The organism is Pseudanabaena sp. 'Roaring Creek' (assembly GCF_001402795.1).
Classification (GTDB): Bacteria; Cyanobacteriota; Cyanobacteriia; order Pseudanabaenales; family Pseudanabaenaceae; genus Pseudanabaena.
In genome coordinates this window covers 1-20810 of the sequence record NZ_LIRE01000750.1, presented here as the reverse complement: position 1 = coordinate 20810, position 20810 = coordinate 1, and the positions used below count along the sequence as shown (strand labels likewise).

The following is a 20810-nucleotide window of genomic DNA, read 5'->3' as shown; positions in this document are numbered from 1 at the left end:
TTGAATGGCACGACTGGCATAATTGAAATATCCGAAAAGGGGAGTGGTAGCAAAGTGCCACCACTCCCCTTTTCGGATTTGATTTTTTCTAACTAAATATAGCTACAGTCACTTGAATTAGGACAAATCAAACCCCAAGAATTGAATGGCGGCGCTTCGCGCCACCATTCAATTCTTGGGGTTTATGTCCTAGTACATTTGGCGATCGCTATACCAATTTATTGAGGTGTTGACTCACTTTTAAGAAAAACCCCAAAGATTAGGGACTTGCGAGAGAATAAGATACCAATCCAGATTTGCTAGAATCGGTGGCGCGGCTCCGCCGTGCCACCGATTCTGGTTTTATATTTGGTACTTCATTAAATCGCAAGTCCCTTAGTGGCGGCGCAAAGCGCCGCCGCTAATCTTTGTCCTAAGCAAACCCTACTTTGCTAAGGACAAGCGAGATTTAAGACTTGATGGCAATCCAATCTTTTTTTAATAAGGTCACAAAGGTCGTAATACCCTTAGAAAAACCTAGGGGATCTTGCATCGCATATTCGGGAAATTCTTCGTAATGTCGCCATTGTTCCGTAGCATTGTGGCGTAAATGCAAGACTCGTTCTCCATCTTCAAGCTTCCAAAGCATTTGACCGCCAGTGGGAATATTAGCCATAGTCTCCTCCAGTTGTGTTAACCAAAACTTGCAACATTGGCATGAGCTACCAGTTGTTCATCACAATTTGGGCGATCCCAATATTAAATTCTGTAAACACTGCTACTTTTAGTATAGCTATAAGTACCGAGTTGGTGTATATGCATCTATTTCATATGCACCTATGTCTGTAGGCTGAAATATGCTAATTGAATGGCGGCGCTTCGCGCCGCCATTCAATTCTTGCGGTTTATGTCTTAGTAAACTTGGCGAGAGCTATAACTGGGGCTTCGACTCCGCTCAGCCAACGTTAGCTGAGCGGAGTCGAAGCTAACATTGGCTGAGCGGGACATTTTTTATCCGCAAGACTAAAGGCGATCGCTAGGCTTTTGGGCTTTTGCCGAACTGACGTTAAAATGATGGGGTATGGGAAGTATCAAAAGACATATCAAATCAACATAAGTTTTAACGTAGCGAGATTGAGGCGAAACCATGTCACTAAAAGCTGGCAAAGAGGCTTTATTGCGAAAGCATTATACCGAGGCGATCGCTATTTTGACCGAATATAGTCAAGAGAGTACCGACTTGACCTCTAAAAACTATATCCAAGCGCAGATTTGGCTAGTTTCTGCCTACAAGAAAACAGGTCGTGCTGACAAAGCGATCGCCATTTGCGAACAATTAGAAGCTTATGCCGATCCGCAGTTACAGAAATGGGCGCAAAAATCACTAACGACACTAAGAGCAGTCCTCGATGCACCTGCCGATAACCGTATCAAGCGTAATGAAGATGTTGCCTCTGTAATTAAGTCCGATCCCCGCCGCTATCGCAAAAAAGACGTTACCCTATCCCTTCCGTCTCGCTACATCTATTTTCTCATTGCCTCACTCATCCTGACGGTCTTAGCCTTTATCGGATTGCAATTTTTACTGGGTTATGGCATTTCTCTAATTTTTACACCGATTTTTACCTTTGAATGGCTGATCGTTATCTCAGTGGTTTCTTTCATCTTTAGCATTTTGCTATTTTTCATGTCGCCTTGGATTATTGATATTACCCAAAAGCAATACCATCGCATTCAATGGATTACCCTTGCGGATTTGGATGAGAAAAGCCCTGAAGCCGTAGAGATTATTGAGAACTTCTGTGAAAAGTACAATATTTTTGTGCCGCGATTAGGATGGATTGAAGATGACGCGCCCGTAGCTTTTATCTACGGGGTAATCTCCAATTCAACCAGAATTGTAGTCAGTCGCGGCTTATTTGAATGTCTAGATGATGACGAAATTGCAGCCGTCTACGCATATCAGCTAGGACGAATTCGGAATAAGAGTTTTGCAACTTTGACTTTTATTTCTGCTCCTGTACAAGTTCTCTATTTTATCTATGTGCTACTGAGCCGACGTAGTTACCAAGCTAAAAGTGCAAAGCAAATCTGGCAAGTCGCCGCCGCCATTGCCAATGTTCTCTATTCCCTCAGTAATTACCTGCTGATTTGGGTTTCCCATGCTAGTACCATTGTCAGCGATCGCTTTGCGTCTGAGGTGACGGGCAATCCCAACGCTCTCGCCCGCGCACTCCCCAAAATGGCAAGGCAAATGTTACCTTACAACCAGCCCGCCATCCCGACCAATCGTCTACTAGAATCAACAAGAACCCTAGGTGTTTGCGATCGCCAAACGATGACCGCCATCGGTTTAGCGATGGAAATTGCCCATGAAGGTCTATCCGAACAAGATCCCTATCGTGTGTTTCTTTGGGAACTTTTTAATCCTTGGCGGCGATGGTTGGAGATTCATTCCACCCATCCTTTAGTAGGAAAGCGCCTCAAGTTTTTAGCAGGATATTCCAAACAACTAGGGCTCTTAACTGAATATGATTTTGCAGAGCTATTAAAGGAAGAAAAGAAACTCAATAAGAAGCGCCTATATCAAAATTTTTGGCGAGATTTATTCATTCAAATTTCTCCCGTTGTCGGGGTCGTAATTGCGATCGTGGCGGCTATGTTGCTATCACGACTGTTTAACCGATGGTTATTACTCAGCTTTTTGATGATCGGTTTGGGACTAGGATTTATGCTCCAAGGTAGTTTGCGCTATCCAGATTTCCGACGGGTGGAGGATACGGATTTGGTGAGTTTACTGATCGATCCCTACGCGAGCTACGTCCAAGGCACTCCCGTACAAATTCCAGGAGAGTTGCTGGGCTATGGCACGGATGAATTTTATTTGGGTTATGCTATGCGTTTGGAAGATCAAGGCGGAGTCGCTTTTCTGAACTATATTCCCAGTTTCCGTCAATGGATTATCGATCCTTCCATGACCATTAAAAATCTAGAAATGCTATGCGATCGCTCGGTAATTGCCACGGGATGGTTCCGACGCGGCAAATTCCCAATTATTGATTTATCGACATTGCAGCCCATTATGGAGGATCGCCCCAAGCAACGTGCATCTCTCACCAGCTACCATCAGTTTTGGAACAATATTTGTAGTTCTATTCTCGTGTTATTGGGTTTATCGCTTTTGCTCCTGACTTCGCGCCTATTTTAAAATCCTCAAAGGACGAGGATCGGCGCGAAGTATCGACCCTTATCCTTTGAGAGTATTGGTATATCGCAATCTTTCCCAAAACCAGAGAGGATTGCTATAGTGGTCTAAGTAGTTTGGCATAATTAAAACTTAAAATCAGAGATCGTACCGCCTGCTATGTGGGCGGTACGATCGTCTAGGTTTTGATTAGCTACTTAACTCCCACAAATAGTTCCACTTAGTTCCATTTAGTTCCATTTAGTTCCATGTATATATTGCCATTGACTGCTTTCTCTCGGTACGTTTTTATAGGTGCGTTTTTACTAATCGCTAGTGGCGTGAGCGGCGTTACTATTGCCCATGCAGAGGGAACGCCTGCTAGTCAAGACCCTGTTAAGCCAGAACCTGTTAAGCCAGCAAACGAGTACCCGCAGGAAGTGGTTAGGACTTTTATGAAAGGTTGCGGATTTACTAACAGTAAAGAGTTTTGTACTTGCAGTTTAGATAAGTTGCGATCGCAATATACCTTTGCTGAATTCCTCAAAATCGATACGGCAGCTAGAGAAACTAAACAAGTCCCCAAAGAGGTAATCGATATTTTTCAATCCTGCCGCTCCAAGGTTAGTCAAAACTCAGCGAGGGACACAAACTTTGGCATTTACAGCGCATTGCGCTCAAATCCAAACCAAGGAAATTCTTAAAAGCGTTGCTTTGCAACACTTTCAAGAATTTCCTTATGGTTCTTTTGTATCGATAATTGCTGGGATTTAAGCAAGAAATCCCCAAAATAATCCCAAAATAATCCCAAAATAATCCAAACAAACAACATGGCAATTACAGAAGTTGTAGTTATTGGGGGTGGAGCGGCAGGATTTTTTAGTGCGATCCATGCGGCGCAGGCTGCCCATACTCAAGTTATTCTCCTCGAAGCAGGACGGCAACCTTTAGCAAAGGTAAGAATCTCTGGTGGTGGTCGTTGCAATGTTACTCACCACTGTTTTGAGCCTTCGCAATTAGTGCAGAACTATCCCAGAGGGGGAAAAGCCTTAAGAGGAGCATTTTCGCGCTTTCAGCCCCTTGATGTGGTGCGATGGTTCAATGGAGAAGGAGTCAAGCTCAAAACTGAATCTGATGGCAGAATGTTTCCCATTACCGATGATTCGGAAACGATTGTGGAGGCACTCATGTTTGCTGCTAAAAAAGCTGGAGTTTTCCTGCGCAATAACGTTTTAGTACAGAAGATCGAGCGATTCGGGAGCAGTAAATTTGAAGTCATCCTCAAGAATGGCGAACCTCTGGTTTGCGATCGCCTATTATTAGCCACAGGTAGCAGCCCCTCTGGTTACGCGATCGCGCGATCTTTAGGACATGAACTAGAATCTCCCGTTCCTTCCCTCTTTACATTTAATATCAAAGATCCCAAATTAAATGAATTAGCAGGAGTAAGCGTAAATCCCGCCCAAGTGAAACTTTTAATTCCTTCTTTAAGCACTGACAAGAAAAAATCCGCTCGCAATCTAGAACAATCGGGGGCTTTACTGATCACCCATTGGGGCGTGAGCGGTCCAGCCGTATTAAAATTATCAGCTTGGGCGGCAAGAGAGTTGCATGACTGCAAATATCAAGCAAAGTTAGCTATTAATTGGCTTCCCAACCTGAAAGCAGAAGAGGTAAAACAAATGCTCTTGAATGCGAAAACGGAACAGCCGAAAAAGTTTATTTCTAATTATTGTCCTGTTGATGTCTCTTTAAGACTATGGGAATATTTACTCGATAAAGCTGAAGTAGAATTGGAAAAGCGTTGGGCAGATATTTCCCATAAGTCCATTCAACAAATTGTGAATGTACTAACAGCAAGCGAATATGCGATCGCAGGCAAAGGAGCCTTTAAGGAAGAGTTTGTTACCTGCGGTGGTATTCGCCTACAGGATGTCAATTTTCAGACTATGGAAAGCAAGATCTGTCAAGGCTTATTTTTTGCAGGAGAAATTCTCGATATTGATGGTGTGACGGGGGGCTTTAATTTTCAAAATGCTTGGACTACGGCTTGGATTGCAGCTCAAGGAATCATCGCTTAGGAGTTAGGGAAATGATTGGTTCATTAGAAAATTTGATGGCAAATCTGACGGAAATTGTAGGAGCTTTAAAATTGCGATCGCATTTATCGATTCTCAATAATTGGCAAAGACAGAACGCAAAAGGAATTTGGGAAGATGTAGCAACTGTAAATTCCAAACAAAATAAACCAATGTTATCTTTTTTACAAGGGGAAGAAAACATTCATTTAAGGCAGGTTTGGCAGGTTCCCGAAACCCATGCAGCAATACCCATGAAGGGAGCAGTCCGCCTCAGCTTGATTTGGTGGGCAGATATTTGTGAAATATGGATTAATGGTCATAAAGTCCAAGAAGGCGATTTGTTCGATCAGAAATGCCGAATTTTATTAACCGATGGGGCAAAACCAAACCATGAGTTTATTTTGGAAATAAAGATGAATAGTCCCCAGCATGATATTGGGGCTTTACAACTTTCGGAATTGATTTTTGAATATCCCCATAAACCTTGCGATCCTGAACAGTTTGCCACTGAACTAGAGATTCTCCAAACCTATATTCCCATTTTTACTAAACAGAAAATTGATTTGCAGCCCCTAGAAACTGCGGCAAATCAATTAAAGGATTTGTTAGGCTCTAAAACGATTGCTGATAATCATACCGATAATTCCAATGATATTTTTAATCATAATTTCGACGATAAATTCTTTGAGCAACTAGCAGATATTCGCAAACCGCTTTTACAGTACGGGGAATTTCTGAAACAACGCCAAATTTATATATTGGGCAATTCTCATATCGATGTGGCTTGGTTATGGGCAATCGCAGAAACTAAAAAAGCGATGCAACGCACGTTTACTTCAGCACTCAATTTGCAGGCGCATTATCCAGAACTGATCTTCAATCAGAGTACCGCCCTATCCTATCAATGGATGGAGCAAGAATATCCCTCACTCTTTGCTAATATCCAAGCCGCTGTGACCGCAGGAAAATGGGAACTGATGGGCGGGATGTGGGTGGAACCAGATGGTAATTTGCCCAGTGGCGAATCATTGATTCGGCAAATTCTCTACGGTCAGGAATACTTCCGCAAAAAGTTTAATCGTACAGTCAAAATCGCTTGGTTACCTGACACCTTTGGCTTTCATTGGCAAATGCCCCAAATCCTATTAAAAAGTGGTTTTGAAGCATTTGTTACTCAAAAGTTATTATGGAACGATACCAACAAATTTCCGCATCAAATCTTCTGGTGGGAGGGCTTAGATGGCAGTCGCATTTTTACCTACTTTAGTAATGAGATCGGTCAAGGATTAGAGCCTGTAGCGATCGCTAAATATCTTGCCAATCAAGAAGTCAAGCATAGTATAAACGAAACGGTATGGCTTTATGGGGTAGGCGATCATGGGGGAGGACCAACGGCTGATATGCTCGATATGGGTCGAAAGTGGTCAGATGCACCCATCTTTTTTGAGATGCAGTCGGGAACTTTAGAAGGTTTCCTGTTAGGGCTGAAGGCAAAAAATGTAGATTTACCCATTTGGCAAGATGAGCTTTATCTAGAATTTCATCGGGGTACTTTCACGACTAAAGCCGAGCAGAAGCGGCAAAATCGGCAAGTGGAAGTACTTTTAGGTAATGTTGAAAAATACAGAGCGATCGCTCATTTGAGCGAAAACATTCCCTATCCCCAAGCCGAATTAGAATCAGCATGGCAGGGGCTGTTACTCAACCAATTTCATGACATTTTGCCAGGAACATCAATTCCCGAAGTTTTTGTCGATGCCGATCGCACTTGGGCGGAGGTCAGGGAAATCTGCGATCGCCTTCTGGATTCCCAAATCTCAGAAAGCGCTAATTTAAAGGCATGGAATTTCTTGAATTGGGAGCGATCGGAACTAATTAGAAAGCAAGATAATTCCCTCTGTTGGTTGGCGAATATTCCTAGTTTTGGTTTTGTGGAAGTTGATACTACGGGGCTTATCGAGACAGAAAATCCGTTAAGCCTTAACTCCGACAGTGAGAAAATTTATCTAGCAAATAAATACCTACAAGTGGAAATCTCGCGGAAAACTGGCGCGATCGCACAAATCTACGATCAGCGATCGCAGCAATTTATATTGCGATCGGCAAGTGAGTTGCAGTTTTTTGAAGACAAAGGACAATATTGGGATGCTTGGAATATCGATCCTGCTTATGAGAGTAAAAGCATGGAGACAGACACTCTGGAATCGATAGAAGTTATCGAAAATGGTAGTTTATGCATTTCATTACGCATCGTTCGTAAATTCCGTAGTTCCAAATTCCTCCAAGAAATCCAGTTGACCGCCTTTGAGTCCTTTATTACCGTAAAGAATCGGGTTGATTGGCAAGAGGAACAGATTCTAGTTAAGATTGCCTTTCCCGTTCTGTGGCGATCGCCCCACGTCACCTACGAAATCCCTATGGGAACGATCGAGCGCAGCACCTTAGGAGAAACGGCTGAGGCTAAAGCCAAATGGGAAGTTCCCGCTCAATATTGGGCGGATATTGCTGGCGAACAGGTGGGGCTAGCGGTTCTTAATGATTGCAAATATGGCTATGATGCAAAACCAGACTGTTTGCGATTGACCTTACTGCGGAGTCCACACTGGCCATCGCCCAATAGCGATCGCGGGCTTCATGAATTTACCTATCGGTTAGTCCCCCATCAAGGCAGTTGGCGCGAAGCCAAAATTGTTCGCCTCGCGCAGGAGTTAAATAATCCCATTGTTTTACACCATAAGGCTTTTCACAATGCCGTCTCCTCAAATACCCCGATACAACAAAGCTTTTTACAAGTCGATGCACCAAATATTGTTCTCTCAGCCTTTAAGCGATCGCAGGATCGTTCGGGCTGGATTATGCGTTTTTATGAAACCCACGGTCAGCCAACGGAAACGGATATGGAAATTCTATCTAATCTATTGCCCATCGAACATATTTGGGAATGCGATCTTATGGAAACCAAAGGTCAGCGTCTTTCTCCAGATGAAGGTAAGGCTAATTTCTGGAAAGTTGCATTTCAACCCTACGAAATCAAGACTCTATATATAACCGTTAGCAATTGTGAAATTCAAAAAATGGCAACGCCATTTTTTGAATTGATATAATAGTTATTAGGAGAGCAAAAATTGTGCTAAGCGATCTAAATCTTCAAAGTGAGTATCGTAGCGATCGCTGTGATTTAGTTCAAGATTTCTACATTCCTTGTTTAGAGAATTCTATTTTCTATAGCCGAGCAGTGGGATTTTTTTCTAGTACCTCAATGGCAACAATGGCAAAAGGTTTAATGTCATTGTTGCATTCTGGCGGTATGATGCGCTTGATCGCCTCACCATGTTTATCAGAACAAGATGCTGAGGCGATCGCTTTAGGTCTGAAACAAAGGGAAGAAGTAATTACTCAAAGCATTCTAAGAGAACTAGATCGAGAATTTGAAGAAGTTCTCCAAGATCGTCTGGCTTGCCTCGCTTGGCTTGTAAGCAAAAACATATTAGAAATTAAGCTAGCGGTTTGCAAGGACATTCGCAATCATCAGGGCATCTATCATGAGAAATTAGGGATTTTCTCTGATGAAGTAGGTAATCTTGTTGCCTTTACAGGTTCAGCTAATGAGAGTTCTAGCGCCTTGATCGACAATTTTGAATGTATTGATGTATTTTGCTCTTGGGAGTCGGGCGTGAGAGAAAGGACGCTCAGTAAGGCGGAAAACTTTCGACGGTTATGGGAAAACCAAACTCCACTGCTGGATATTCTTGATTTTCCTGAAGCGGCTAAACGATCGCTATTACGTTTGCGTCCTGACAAATTTTCTATGGATAAAATTATCAAAAGAAATGCTGTAATGTCCGAAACCAGACAAGAATACCAGTCCATAGCCATAAATCGAGATCTTGGTATGCCAGTATTACCTTCTAATCTAGAACTGCGGGAATATCAAAAACAGGCGATCGCCAACTGGTTTAAGAATAATGGGCGCGGCACGTTGAAAATGGCAACGGGAAGCGGTAAGACGATTACAGCCCTAGCGATCGCTACTGAACTTTATCAAAAGATTGGTTTGCAGGTTTTACTGATCGTTTGTCCCTATCGCCATCTGGTAATCCAATGGTCAAGGGAATGTCAAAAGTTTGGGCTGGAGCCAATCCTTGCTTTTGAAAATGTTCATAACTGGCAAGATCGCTTATCAAACCAACTTTATAACGTGCGATCGGGCAATCAGAAATTTTTGACCATAATCACTACAAATGCGACATTGATTGGTCAGGGATTACAGTCACAGTTGCGATATCTTCCTGAGAAAACTTTAATTATTGGAGACGAGGCTCATAACTTAGGTGCAAAACGTTTAGTGGAGAGTTTGCCACGTAATGTGGGATTAAGGTTAGCTTTATCAGCAACTCCAGAACGCTATTTTGATGAGGATGGAACAGAAGCCATATTTGCGTATTTTGGTGCCGTCATTCAGCCAGAATTTACGCTGGCAGATGCCATCAAAGTAGGAGCGCTCGTGCATTATCTCTACTATCCGATTTTGGTAGAACTGACGGATTCTGAGACTGATAAATATGCTGACCTGACGAAAAAGATTGGTAGGGCGATTGCTTTTGATGGCGATCGCGCCGATAACGAGATGGTTGCGGCTTTATTAATGCAACGGGCGAGGCTATTGGGATCTGCTGCTAACAAGTTAGTCGCTTTACGAGAATTGATGCAACAACGTCTGGATACAACCCATACCTTGATTTATTGTGGTGATGGCTCAGTCGAGGATGAGGTGACAACTGAGAGTAATCGCCAACTAGATGCGGTGGCACATTTATTAGGCTCAGAATTGGGATATCGCGTAAACACCTATACAGCCGAGACATCTCTGGATGAGCGCGAAAATTTGAGGTTGTGGTTTGAAACTGGTGAATTACAGGGTCTGGTAGCGATTCGCTGTTTAGATGAAGGTGTCGATATTCCTGCAATCCAAACGGCAATTATGCTAGCGAGCAGTAGTAACCCCCGTCAATTTATTCAGCGTCGGGGTAGGATTTTGCGATCGTATCCTGATAAAAAGCGGGCTACTTTATTTGACATGATTGTATTGCCGCCTGATTTGGGGCGTGAGACTTTGGATGTGGAGCGAAATTTACTCAAAAAGGAGCTACTCCGTTTTATCGAATTTGCCAATCTGGCGGATAACGGTGGGGAGGCAAGATTAAAATTACTGGACTTGCAACAACGCTATGGGTTAATGGATTTATAGCTAGGACATAGAATCCAAAATATGAGTGACGGCGCTTCACGCCGTCACTCATATTTTGGATTCTATGTTGACGCTTTGCGCTGCTACTATCTAGGGCTTATACCAAGTTAAGAAATGGCGTAGCCATTTCTTAACTTGCAACCCCTCACTAGGTTTAGTTTTTAATTCACAAAAGTGTTGTCACACTTTCGTGAATTGAGCTTAAAGAAAAAATCAGAGATCTGGCGAATCTAAGAGATATTTAAGATAAAATCAATAAATGTATGGGGTGATAGTCCATGAGCAAAATCCAAAGTCTAAGTAACATCGACGAGCCATTTAAAAACGCTCCACCTGAAATCCAGCGAATTGTTACTCAAGTCATCAAAATAGAAAAAGATCGGCTCGATAAGAATGAATTGGGGCGGATCAATGAAGATATTCTCAAAATTGTTAAGGAAGCTGTGCAATGAAGCTGATCTCTATCAAGCTGTTTAATTTTCGCTGTTTTTATCAACAAACGCCTGAGATCGTATTGGCAAAACTGGACGAGCGCAATATTACGATCTTGCATGGCAACAATGGCACTGGCAAGACCTCTTTACTCAATGCTTTTACATGGGTACTATACGAAAAGTTTACCTCAGCCTTTGGCGATCCAGAGCAGCTTGTCAATCGTCAAGCGATCGCCGAATCACAATTAAATCAGCCAGTGGAATGCTGGGCTGAGGTTTTATTTGAACACGATGGGAAGCGCTATCGAGTGAAGCGGCTAACCCGTGCCTATAAGCTCGCGAATAATAGCGATAAAAACATTCAATACAACAAAAGTGAGTTGTTTTTACAGGTAGCGGGGGATGATGGGAAATGGGTTATTCAAAATCATCCTGAAGCGGTGATCAATGGTATTTTACCGAAGAGTTTACATCAATACTTCTTTTTTGATGGTGAGCGGATCGAGCAGATTGTGCGATCGGATAACCGCAATGAGGTTGCGGAAGCAACCAAAAAACTTTTGGGGGTGCAGGTTTTAGACAATGCGATTAAACATCTTAAGGAAGCTAGAAAATCCCTTGAGGATGAACTTAAGAGCATTGGTGATGCCCAAACTAAAACCTTGATTTCTCAAAAACAAAAGATCGAGAGTGATAGTACTGAATGTGAATTGAGAATTAAAGAAATTGAGCAGGAAGTTGAAGCTCAAAATCAACTAAAAGCATCTTGCAATCAACGCTTGACAGAATTAGGGGGTATTGATGAAATCCAAAAACGGCGTGAGAATCTTGAGTTGCAAGAGCAAGAAACCCGTAGTAGTTTGCGGAGTTTAAAAAATGAACTTAAGGAGGCGATTTCTAAGCAGGGTTATAGTGTCTTCTTGCCTCAGGCGATCGCTAATTTTCGGGAACTGGTTGGTGGACTCCACGAGCGCGGCGAACTGCCTGCGGATATCAAACAGACCTTTGTGATAGATCTGTTGGAAAGACGCAAATGTATCTGCGGTGCGGCTTTGCATGATGGTTCTCCCAATTACGAACAAGTCAGGGCTTGGCTGGAAAAAGCTGGGTTAGCAGATGTAGAAACCGCAACCCTCAAATTAGAAGGTTTTGTCGATGAGGTCGAGAAACAAGCCGCAGATTTTTGGCAGAGCATTGATGCGAAGCAAGCAAGTATCAGTCATATTAAAAGCACTCTTTCGCGACTTGAATTAGACTTAGAATCAATCAGCGAACAGCTACGCAAGAGCCCAGTTGAGGATATTCGACAAATGCAATCTCGGCTTGATGAGATCGATCGCAAGGTGGAGGACTTAAATCTAGAGAGGGGGCGGAAACTTCAGAAATGGACGGATTATCAAGGGCAAATTGAAGTTCTTCAGAAGCAAATTAGGAGCAGTAAGCAAAATGAAGATAAACAAAAGCTTGCCCAAAAACGTATTGATGCGGCGCAACAGGCGATCGATTTACTAATTGAGTTAAAGACTAATCGCAATGAGCTATTTCGCAAGCAATTGGAATCTCGAATTTGTGAGATCTTTAGCCAGATCTCGTTCAAAGCACAAACGCCAAGACTGAGTGAAAAGTATGAATTGAGCTTAGTAGAAACTGTGGCTGGTCAAGAGGTGCAGTCGGGTGCTTCGACAGGCGAGAATCAAATACTCAGTTTATCTTTTATCGGGAGCATCATCGATCGCGTGAGGGAATGGAGCAAGTCTGGTTTGGTGATGGGACCTGATAGCAGTACTTTCCCGATTGTGATGGATTCGCCCTTTGGCAGTCTGGATGAAATCTATCGTCGGCAGGTGGCGAGGTTAATTCCGCAATTGGCAAATCAGCTTGTAGTGATGGTTTCTCCAACCCAGTGGCGGATTGAGGTTGAAGAAGAGATGATTCCTCGTGTGGGTAAAGAATATGTGTTTGTTTTTAATTCCAATAAACCTGATACGCAAACCGATGACATAATTCTCTATGGCAACAGCTATCCGCTAGTGCGAAAGAGTGCCTATGATTATGAATATACCGAAGGCTTGGAGGTGAATCATGGTTAATACAGTTACGAATCCTAAAGCAGAGATTGTCAGCGATCGCTGGGTTAAGGCGACTTGGGACGAGTTTATGGCGCTTGCGGACGATCCTAGTCTAGAAAAAGGCAGGTTTTATTATGATAATCACAAGATGAGGATTGAGATGTCACCAGTTGGTCCAATTCACGCCCATGAAAATTCCATTGTTTCCAATGTGGTGCGACTCTTTGCGACGATTAGAAATATTCGGATCTATGAATATACTAATTGTAGCTTTAGAAAAAAGGGCGAGAGTGAATGTCAGCCAGATATTGCATTTTATTTAGGGGATGATTTAAATTTGCCGCCTCGAAACAATGCACCTGTGGATCTCAATAAGTTTGATCTGCCAACGCTCATTGTGGAAATCTCTTCAACAACATTGCAAGACGATTTAGGGTATAAGCGCTTATTGTATGAGCGTTTAGGGGTTAGGGAATATTGGGTGGTGAATGCTCAAACTTCTGAGGTGTTTGCTTTTACGATCGCTGATGGACGTAGTGGCATAGTTGCGCGATCGCAGGTTTTAGAAGGTTTGGAAGTTATCACGGTACAAGAGGCACTTAAACGTAGTCAAACTGAAGATGATGGCGCGATCGCTAGATGGCTATTGCAAACTTTTAAGATTTAAATCCGTTCTGCTAACAATGGTGGCAGAACGGATTTAAATCTTAAAAAAGTAAAGACAACTCAAATATTTCTATGATCATTATTCGAGAGCCTACTAATCCAGAAAAACTCAAAGAAATAGTAGCAAGCAGGAAAATATTTGGGGTGCAGATTGGTATCCGATAACTAGAGAGGTTGGGTTTGAGTCAATTATTAATATTCGTCCTCGTCAACAAAATGTCACAATGGAAGTTAGGGATTTGCAATTGAAGTCCAGAATTGAAAAAATTGTTCGTTATCTTTTGGAGGTGGTGTAATGGAACGTCATAGTCTTTACGAAAGATTTAAGACCTTGAGTTGGCAGCAACAGTTGGGTAATATTGCTTCAACACTATCTAATATCTCTCGTTATGCTGGTTCACCTGCTTATGATGAATTGACTAAGCTTTCTTTGCGTGAGGCGGCTTTGGCAATTGATTGGTGTGCGCCGAATGTTCCCCAAGAGTTTTTGATTGATTTGGCGACTATGCATAGGGAGTTATTGGCTTGGTGGCAAGCTTTTCCTGTGGAGACACGATCGCTTTTAGCTTTGTATACTCTTCATCAGTGCGATCGCTTGTTGATGATGGCTGGTTTGATGGTGACTGAAGTGAATGAGTCGATCGCTTGTGTGTAAGATGTTTTTAGATTGGGTATTGAGGAATAAGTAAGCATGGCTGATGCAAGGGTAAAGATCGCGAATGACAAGGCGGAGTTGGGGACGAATAATGAGCATTCGTAGAATCTATGTAGCTGAAGACAAAGCTGAACTTGTAAGGTCTTTAAGATCCGCAGAAAATCCTACTGCACCCTTTCAGACCTATGCTGATGTGATGACTTTTGCGGCTGTGCTTGGAGCTAAACGAGGAAAAAAGCTTCCTCTTGGCAAAACATCCCGAAAGGAACCCGATCCAATTCCTCAAGATCAGTTTGTAGCTAGAGGCTATGAGCCTGTAATCAATTTAATTGCGATCGCCTATACTAAAGATCCCAAAAGTCTTGCTCTTGATGAAGAATCTGGAAATATTCGCGTTCAAATTTTTGAAGAGTATGCCAATGGAGGGCTGGAAGTTTTACAGAACACTTTACAAGGAAGTGTGGACTATACAGATACAATTTTATTACTACTTCTAGATGAAAAAGATAGAGGAAATCAAGAAGATTTTGACTTGAGTAGATTTCTATGAGCAAAGATTTACTGTTTTATTCCAAAAAGTTTGCGAAGTTGCGTGTAGACCGTGTGCGGGGAATTGCACCGCATAAGCCAATATTGCTTTTATCTGCAATCGCGCTGATCCAACAGGGAATAATCAGACAAAATCGAATATTTTTATCACCTGAATTAATCGCCACATTTCTCAAATACTGGAGTTTTTTGGGTTCAGAATTCCATCGTTCAGATATTGCGCAGCCCTTCTTTCATCTCCAAAGTGAAGGCTTTTGGCATCTAAAAGCAAAGGCTGGATTTGAGCCTGTAATTAACTCCAAAGTGAAAATCAAAACTTTGAATGGTCTGAGAGATGCAGTGCAATATGCTTACTTTGACGATGAGCTTTTTGATTTGATTCAAAATCTTTCCTCAAGAGATAGTTTGATTAAGATCCTTGTAAATACTTGGTTTTCTGATAAATCTTCACAAATTGAACAACTTTTTCAAATCAATTCCTTTCAAGAATTTCAAGATCGCTTACGAGAAAGAGGTGGGGCTGTCTATTCAGTTGATGAAGTGGAAGATGAATCTAAATTAATTGTGCGAGATGCCGCCTTCCGTAGAATAGTTGTCTCTGCTTATGAATATCGATGTGCATTTTGTGAGTTACAGGTTCTCAATTCACTAAACCAACATATTGTCGATGGAGCGCATATCAAGCCGTTCTCCCAATTTCGAGACGATCGCTTTGATAATGGGCTTTCCCTTTGCAAAAATCATCACTGGGCTTTCGATCGTGGTTGGTTTACCGTTGATGATGACTATCGAATAGTTGTCTCTAACGATCTTAGGGAAGAATCACCCCACGCCCAGACAATGCGAGATTTTCACGGTCAGAATATCGTTTTGCCAGCACAACAAAGCTATTTGCCAAGAATTGAAGCTTTACGATGGCATCAAGAAAATGTTTTTAATCAAGGCGATCAACTCTTCTTAGAGTACTAAGGGACTTGCTATTAATTAAAGTACCTGTGGCTTCGACTCCGCTCAGCCAACGTTAGCTGAGCGAAGTCGAAGCTAGATAACTTGGTAGAACTTTTTTTATCAGCAAAAGTTTTAATTAAATATAAAACCCTCAAACCTGCAGCGCAAGCTGCTTGTACGCCTCAGGTTTTAGCCTTAGATTTTAATTATGTTGCGGGAATTAGGTTTTAGTAATTAATTGGTAATTGGTAATTGGTAATGGTGCAGGATCTTGTTCGCTTCTTTACTAAAATTGACTATCTGCTGCGCGAGACTTTTTTAGGGTTAAGGCGTGGTGGCTGGATGAACTGGGCCGCAATTAGCACAGTGGCGGTGTTGTTGTTCCTGTTTGGAGCTAGCCTCCAGATTTCGTGGCAGCTAGAAAATGTGCTGGGACAGTTGGGCAGTCAACTAGAGATTTCGGTCTATCTAGATGAGAATACCGTGGGTGAGTCGATGCAATCGCGTTTGCTTTTGGTGGATGGAGTTGCCGCCGCTAAGCTCATCCCCAAGGAGGACGCATGGCAAAATTTGATGAAGGATCTAGGCAAGAACGATCTCAGCCAAGCAACCCAACAACTGGGCGGCAACCCTCTGGTTGACGAATTTAAGGTGCGAGCTACTTCTAGCGATCGCGTGCCCGATGTCGCTAAACGTATTTCTGGTTTGAAGGGAATTAATGAGGTTTGGTATACGAACGAAGTTGTCGAAAGAATTGGGCAACTGCGCCGCGCTTTGAGCAATAGCAGCGTGGCAATTGTGGCAATTTTTACGGTAATTGCGATCGCTGTAATTACCACGACGATTCGGTTAATTGTATTGGCGCGGCGGCGAGAAATTGAGGTCATGCAATTAGTCGGGGCAACGGCAGCATGGATCTACTTCCCGTTTGTACTCCAAGGTGTATTTTTTGGGATCGTGGGTGCGGCTACCGCTTACGTAATGCTGATGCTTAGCCTCAATCTTTTAGGTGGGGCGATCGTCAATCAACCCGAACTGATTAAATCCCTTACGCTCGGTTTAACTACAGATTTACGGGTACAGTTCCTCTTGCCCGTAGTATTAGTAATTTTCGGCGCGACGATCGGTGTATTAGGCAGTTTGCTTGCTGTACGGCGATTTTCTTTTAATTCTTAGGGCTGCGATAAAGTGCCTGCCAAGGATAAACCTATGGTATAATCAAGTTCTGTTTGGGTATGTAGCTCAGTTGGATAGAGCATCAGATTCCGGTTCTGAGGGTCGGGGGTTCGAGCCCCTCCATACTCGTAACTATAGCGTTTCAAAAGTGTTTTAAAGCGATCGTAACGGTAAAGACTTTTAGCGCGATATCAAGCAAGATTAATAGAGTAAATTCTGATCTATGGAACGTGGATTATTGTGGTTGCCTCTGTTAGCTATATTCTTTTGGCTAGCATGGTCAGGCTGGAATGAATACCAAAAAATTGAGTCCTATAAACGTTGGGCGGAACAATTTGAACGCCACAAATATGACATCTATGCCGTTTTAGGTCAAAAGGGCGATCGCCTAACATGGGGAAAGCCCACTCGCAAAGAACCTAGCCATCTTCAGACGGTCACCTTTCAAGATATTGCCCGCATTCGATTTCGGATTGATAGCAAGTTCTTTGATGAGAAAGATGCGGAATTCCCCATCAATGCCAAACAAATCTCGGTGGAGTTACTCCTAAAAACGGGGGAAATGCCCAGCATCAGATTTACAGATGTTGATATTGCCGCTGGATGGTATCGCTTTTTAAGCGATCGCCTAGCCGCTTCTGACAACCCTTAAATTCTTAAGTTTTATTAAGCAAACCCACCACTAGCTAAAGAATAAATTAACGATTTAAGGGCACTTCAAGTACATTTACTCATCGCAAATCTTTTCTTAACCTCGGTATAAACGCAACTTTAACTTCATCTCTTAGGCTTAATCCAAGTTGTGAGGGTTTACTTTGGAAGTTATTTTAGAAGTTACTTTAGAATTGGTTAAAGCGATCGCAGCAACAACATTGCTACTTCTGCTAGGCGACTTCTTTTCAACGTTTTTTTATCATGTTCCCGAACATGTATTTGGTAAGTTTCATTCCATCGTGCATCATGGCAAAAACCGCAGCTTTCTTCACTATGCAGTTTTGACCAGAAATCCTCTCGTATTGCTTGATGGCATTTTAGGAGCAGTTCCTTACTTTATCTTTACGCCTTGGTTGTGGCAGTTATCGGCAGTGGGCACTGTAATCGGTCTATTGCTAGGCGAGTTTCATGTGGTGTGGCGACATGTGTCCATCCTTGAGTGGAAGACTCCAGAACCAATTAAATCCATTTGTGAATGGTTCTACATTACGACTCCCGAAAGACATTGGTTACATCATCAAAATGCCTTTGCTGCCTATGGTGATATCTTTGCCTTTTACGACACTCCCGCTCAGAAGTGGTTAACTTTTCTGAGGTTTGTCCGTCGGAAATTTAAGCAATTAAATCAAACAAATATCGCCGTCCAGTAGTTTTTTGAATAGGGCTTACTCCATTGCCAGTGAAGGATTAGACGTTGCGGCGCTTTGCGCCGCAACGTCTAATCCTTGGTTTTTATGTCTATTTTGAGTATCTATAGCTACAGTCAAAAGCTATAATGCAAGCGGCGCTTGCGTTATAGCTTTTTCAGATACCTTTACGGCAATTTCAATTGTTGAGCAGGTGTAAAAAATTGCCGACTCACAAGATTAGTTAAGATCAAAGCCGTGATTAGATTAGCGGTAGTAATCGCAAATAAAATTACTAATTGATAACGCACTGCCAATAAAGGAGAAACACCACCTAAGATCTGTCCCGTCATCATTCCTGGTAATGACACTACGCCTGCCACCATCATCACGTTAATCGTGGGGATCATTGCCGCTCTGATTGCGTCGGCTTGGTAATTGGCGATCGCCTGTTGCGGCGTAGCACCCAAACACAAATACGTCTCGATTTCTCGCGATCGCTTGACTAGATCCTGTGTAAATCTCTCCGCTGAGATCGCGGCTCCATTCATGGAGTTACCCAAGATCATTCCTGCCAATGGGATCAAGTATTGTGGTGCATACCAAGTATCGGGCTGGACGACTAAAAATGTGGTGTAAGCAAGAATGGTGAGCGTTCCTACGATTACGGAAACCCACATAATCGGCAAAGCGTAGGGTAATTTTTCACGGATGCGGTTTTTAGCTTCACGGGCTGCCATCAAACTCATCAAGATAATAATGAAGATGATTGCGACAGGTTGTTTAATGGCAAACACCGTATCTAGCAAGAAACCAACGACGATTAGCTGAATCACACTGCGAAAGGTCGCAATTAATAGGCTGCGCTCGATCGCGAGCTTTTGCCAAATCGAAAACCCAATGGCGATCGCAACCAGCCCCAATGAGATCAACATTTTGGGGATATTCAGATCGATAACAGAATTCATAAGTTAGTCTAGCTGTCGCCAAGTTTACTAGGACATAAACCCCAAGAATGGACTGGCGGCGCGAAGCGCCGCCAGTCCATTCTTGGGGTTTGGTTTGTTCTCCATCAATTATCGATCAAAAGAACCCCAAGGAAATTTTTGAAAGTGTTGCGAAGCAACGTTTTCAAAAATTTCCTTGGGTTGGGTTTGAGGGCAAAGCACTGTAAGTCAAGTGAATGTAGATACGATCAAGCGATCGCCACATATCCTAGGATTGCAAAGCAGCTAAGGTCTGAGCGCCAAGCACACCATCCACAGGTAATCCATAGAGGGCTTGCGCTTTTTTAATCGCCGCCGTAGTCTGGGCTCCCTGAATGCCATCAATCGCACCGTCATACAGACCGAGATTGCTTAATAGGACTTGTCCCTTCTTAATTACATCATCGGAATTACTAGCGGTTGGCTGACTAGCAGGGTCTTTATAACTAATAGGTACGACATTACTACCCGCTTCTAGAGCAGCAAGGGTAAGCGATCCCGCAACGCCATCAGGAATTAGACCATAGGTCTTTTGAGCCAGAATAACTGCTTCTTGGGTCATTGGACCTTTAATGCCATCGATCGCACCACCATAAAACCCGCGATCGCTGAGTAGCTGCTGTAGATTTTTAATCGCGTCGGATTTATCAGGACTATCAACCGCAGGTTTCACATCCGAAATTGGCGTAGTTGTAACCGTATTCGCGGCATTAGCTTCGTAGGTATCTGCTTGCAAAGCGGCTAGGGTCTGAGCGCCAGCGACACCATCGGCATCTAATTTATAAAATATTTGTGCGGCAACAATTGCTTCTGTAGTGGCAGGTCCCTTTACCCCATCGATCGCTCCTGGGTTAAAGCCGCGCTTAGCTAGTAACTGTTGAATGTTTGCCACCTCAGGCTGGTAAGCAAAAGCACCACTAGGCATATTCATCGCGATCGCGCTTGCGGCTAGCCCTACACAGAGGAGCGACTTAGCTTGCTGTGAAGATTGAGCGATCGAGTTCAACAATTGACAATCCACATTCTGATCGATAGATTCGCCTTGCTCTAAGCGTTCGCAAAGCATTTCACCATGAAGATAAGCAACAAGTTCCATATAGTTCAGCCTCAATAAAAAATGCCATTAGGCTTATCAATTGACTCTTTAGCATCAGTAAAGTAAGCAGCTAAACATAAGTAAACTTAAAATCTAGAAGAGCGTACCGACCGCTAAGCGGGCGTTATGCCCTCTAGTTTTCGTTGTTAATTATGCTGAACTACTTATGTAATTTCAGCTTTTGAGAGGAATCATCTTTCGCAAAGCGATCGATGAATTGCCGTCTTAAAAATACATACTCAAACTACAGGCTTAAACTACATGCTTAACAGAGACGATATATTTACCTGTACTTATATTGTAAGGAAAAAACAAGTAAATGTCAGAAATTGCTTGTTTCTATAACCGAATTATAGCTACCGCCAACTGTATCAGGACATAAAACCCAAGATCGTGTTG

The 20810-nt window shown here is 42.8% G+C and carries 17 protein-coding genes, 1 tRNA gene and 1 pseudogene; 16 read left to right on the top strand and 3 right to left on the bottom strand.

Features of this window, described 5'->3' with window-relative positions; all coding sequences use genetic code 11:
* Positions 1-448: 448 nt before the first annotated feature.
* Positions 449-655 carry a hypothetical protein gene (locus AC805_RS22760; protein WP_009628793.1) on the bottom strand — a complete coding sequence of 69 codons (207 nt, stop codon included), beginning with the start codon at positions 653-655 and terminating at the stop codon, positions 449-451.
* Positions 656-1126: 471 nt separating this feature from the next.
* Here AC805_RS22760 and AC805_RS22755 point away from each other — a divergent pair, with 471 nt between their 5' ends.
* The 16 genes and pseudogenes from AC805_RS22755 to AC805_RS22690 all read left to right on the top strand — a co-directional run bounded on the left by AC805_RS22755 (position 1127) and on the right by AC805_RS22690 (position 18353).
* Positions 1127-3187: a M48 family metalloprotease gene (locus AC805_RS22755; protein ID WP_055077524.1), complete on the top strand. Its 2061-nt coding sequence runs from the start codon at positions 1127-1129 to the stop codon at positions 3185-3187.
* Between the two features lie 245 nt (positions 3188-3432).
* Positions 3433-3867, top strand: a complete 435-nt coding sequence (locus AC805_RS25905; RefSeq protein ID WP_156341543.1) for a hypothetical protein — start codon at positions 3433-3435, stop codon at positions 3865-3867.
* Between the two features lie 126 nt (positions 3868-3993).
* The gene (locus tag AC805_RS22745) at positions 3994-5244 is read left to right on the top strand and encodes an NAD(P)/FAD-dependent oxidoreductase (protein ID WP_197278821.1); all 1251 of its coding nucleotides are present in this window, start codon (positions 3994-3996) and stop codon (positions 5242-5244) included.
* Between the two features lie 11 nt (positions 5245-5255).
* Positions 5256-8348, top strand: a complete 3093-nt coding sequence (locus AC805_RS22740; RefSeq protein WP_055077522.1) for an alpha-mannosidase — start codon at positions 5256-5258, stop codon at positions 8346-8348.
* A gap of 788 nt (positions 8349-9136) precedes the next feature.
* Positions 9137-10492: a DNA phosphorothioation system restriction enzyme gene (locus AC805_RS27540; RefSeq protein ID WP_156341544.1), complete on the top strand. Its 1356-nt coding sequence runs from the start codon at positions 9137-9139 to the stop codon at positions 10490-10492.
* Between the two features lie 278 nt (positions 10493-10770).
* Entirely contained in the window at positions 10771-10944 is a 174-nt protein-coding gene (locus AC805_RS26585) for a hypothetical protein (RefSeq protein ID WP_009627112.1), read from the top strand.
* A complete protein-coding gene (locus AC805_RS22730; protein WP_055077521.1) occupies positions 10941-13016 on the top strand; it encodes an AAA family ATPase in 2076 nt (691 codons plus the stop codon). The genes AC805_RS26585 and AC805_RS22730 overlap by 4 nt, the downstream gene beginning before the upstream one ends.
* Complete coding sequence (locus AC805_RS22725; protein WP_055077520.1) at positions 13009-13662, top strand: Uma2 family endonuclease; 654 nt, start codon at positions 13009-13011, stop codon at positions 13660-13662. Before AC805_RS22730 ends, AC805_RS22725 begins: the two co-directional genes overlap by 8 nt.
* 124 nt (positions 13663-13786) lie before the next feature.
* Positions 13787-13957: pseudogene (locus AC805_RS27535) on the top strand (DUF5674 family protein); the annotation flags it as partial.
* Entirely contained in the window at positions 13957-14316 is a 360-nt protein-coding gene (locus AC805_RS22720; RefSeq protein WP_055077519.1) for a hypothetical protein, read from the top strand. The pseudogene AC805_RS27535 and the gene AC805_RS22720, both read left to right, overlap by 1 nt.
* Positions 14317-14407: 91 nt before the next feature.
* The gene (locus tag AC805_RS22715) at positions 14408-14866 is read left to right on the top strand and encodes a DNA phosphorothioation-associated protein 4 (RefSeq protein WP_055077518.1); all 459 of its coding nucleotides are present in this window, start codon (positions 14408-14410) and stop codon (positions 14864-14866) included.
* On the top strand, positions 14863-15834 hold the full coding sequence (locus AC805_RS22710; protein WP_055077517.1) for an HNH endonuclease: 972 nt from the start codon (positions 14863-14865) through the stop codon (positions 15832-15834). Before AC805_RS22715 ends, AC805_RS22710 begins: the two co-directional genes overlap by 4 nt.
* Before the next feature lie 237 nt (positions 15835-16071).
* Positions 16072-16989, top strand: a complete 918-nt coding sequence (locus AC805_RS22705; protein WP_055077516.1) for an ABC transporter permease — start codon at positions 16072-16074, stop codon at positions 16987-16989.
* A 55-nt stretch (positions 16990-17044) separates the two neighbouring features.
* Positions 17045-17118 (top strand) — tRNA-Arg (locus tag AC805_RS22700).
* 94 nt (positions 17119-17212) lie between these two features.
* Positions 17213-17641, top strand: coding sequence for a hypothetical protein (locus tag AC805_RS22695; protein WP_055077515.1), 429 nt, complete (start codon positions 17213-17215; stop codon positions 17639-17641).
* Between the two features lie 163 nt (positions 17642-17804).
* Positions 17805-18353, top strand: coding sequence for a hypothetical protein (locus AC805_RS22690; RefSeq protein ID WP_055077514.1), 549 nt, complete (start codon positions 17805-17807; stop codon positions 18351-18353).
* A gap of 164 nt (positions 18354-18517) precedes the next feature.
* On the opposite strand, the gene fetB is transcribed toward AC805_RS22690, so the two are convergent.
* Both fetB and AC805_RS22680 read right to left on the bottom strand, forming a co-directional pair.
* Positions 18518-19297 (bottom strand): ABC transporter permease, encoded by a 780-nt coding sequence (gene fetB / locus AC805_RS22685; protein ID WP_055077513.1) that lies wholly within the window; start codon positions 19295-19297, stop codon positions 18518-18520.
* A 247-nt stretch (positions 19298-19544) separates the two neighbouring features.
* Positions 19545-20411, bottom strand: coding sequence for a peptidoglycan-binding protein (locus tag AC805_RS22680; protein ID WP_055077512.1), 867 nt, complete (start codon positions 20409-20411; stop codon positions 19545-19547).
* Positions 20412-20810 lie beyond the last annotated feature (399 nt).

Excerpts from the sequence above, each read along its gene's own strand:
- AC805_RS22715 (WP_055077518.1), top strand. The coding sequence starts at position 14,408 with ATGAGCATTCGTAGAATCTATGTAGCTGAAGACAAAGCTGAACTTGTA.
- AC805_RS22745 (WP_197278821.1), top strand. The coding sequence starts at position 3,994 with ATGGCAATTACAGAAGTTGTAGTTATTGGGGGTGGAGCGGCAGGATTT.
- AC805_RS22730 (WP_055077521.1), top strand. The coding sequence starts at position 10,941 with ATGAAGCTGATCTCTATCAAGCTGTTTAATTTTCGCTGTTTTTATCAA.
- AC805_RS22720 (WP_055077519.1), top strand. The coding sequence starts at position 13,957 with ATGGAACGTCATAGTCTTTACGAAAGATTTAAGACCTTGAGTTGGCAG.
- fetB (WP_055077513.1), bottom strand. The coding sequence starts at position 19,297 with ATGAATTCTGTTATCGATCTGAATATCCCCAAAATGTTGATCTCATTG.
- AC805_RS22725 (WP_055077520.1), top strand. The coding sequence starts at position 13,009 with ATGGTTAATACAGTTACGAATCCTAAAGCAGAGATTGTCAGCGATCGC.
- AC805_RS22695 (WP_055077515.1), top strand. The coding sequence starts at position 17,213 with ATGGAACGTGGATTATTGTGGTTGCCTCTGTTAGCTATATTCTTTTGG.
- AC805_RS22740 (WP_055077522.1), top strand. The coding sequence starts at position 5,256 with ATGATTGGTTCATTAGAAAATTTGATGGCAAATCTGACGGAAATTGTA.
- AC805_RS22705 (WP_055077516.1), top strand. The coding sequence starts at position 16,072 with ATGGTGCAGGATCTTGTTCGCTTCTTTACTAAAATTGACTATCTGCTG.
- AC805_RS22710 (WP_055077517.1), top strand. The coding sequence starts at position 14,863 with ATGAGCAAAGATTTACTGTTTTATTCCAAAAAGTTTGCGAAGTTGCGT.
- AC805_RS22755 (WP_055077524.1), top strand. The coding sequence starts at position 1,127 with ATGTCACTAAAAGCTGGCAAAGAGGCTTTATTGCGAAAGCATTATACC.
- AC805_RS22680 (WP_055077512.1), bottom strand. The coding sequence starts at position 20,411 with ATGGAACTTGTTGCTTATCTTCATGGTGAAATGCTTTGCGAACGCTTA.
- AC805_RS22760 (WP_009628793.1), bottom strand. The coding sequence starts at position 655 with ATGGCTAATATTCCCACTGGCGGTCAAATGCTTTGGAAGCTTGAAGAT.
- AC805_RS25905 (WP_156341543.1), top strand. The coding sequence starts at position 3,433 with ATGTATATATTGCCATTGACTGCTTTCTCTCGGTACGTTTTTATAGGT.
- AC805_RS26585 (WP_009627112.1), top strand. The coding sequence starts at position 10,771 with ATGAGCAAAATCCAAAGTCTAAGTAACATCGACGAGCCATTTAAAAAC.
- AC805_RS27540 (WP_156341544.1), top strand. The coding sequence starts at position 9,137 with ATGCCAGTATTACCTTCTAATCTAGAACTGCGGGAATATCAAAAACAG.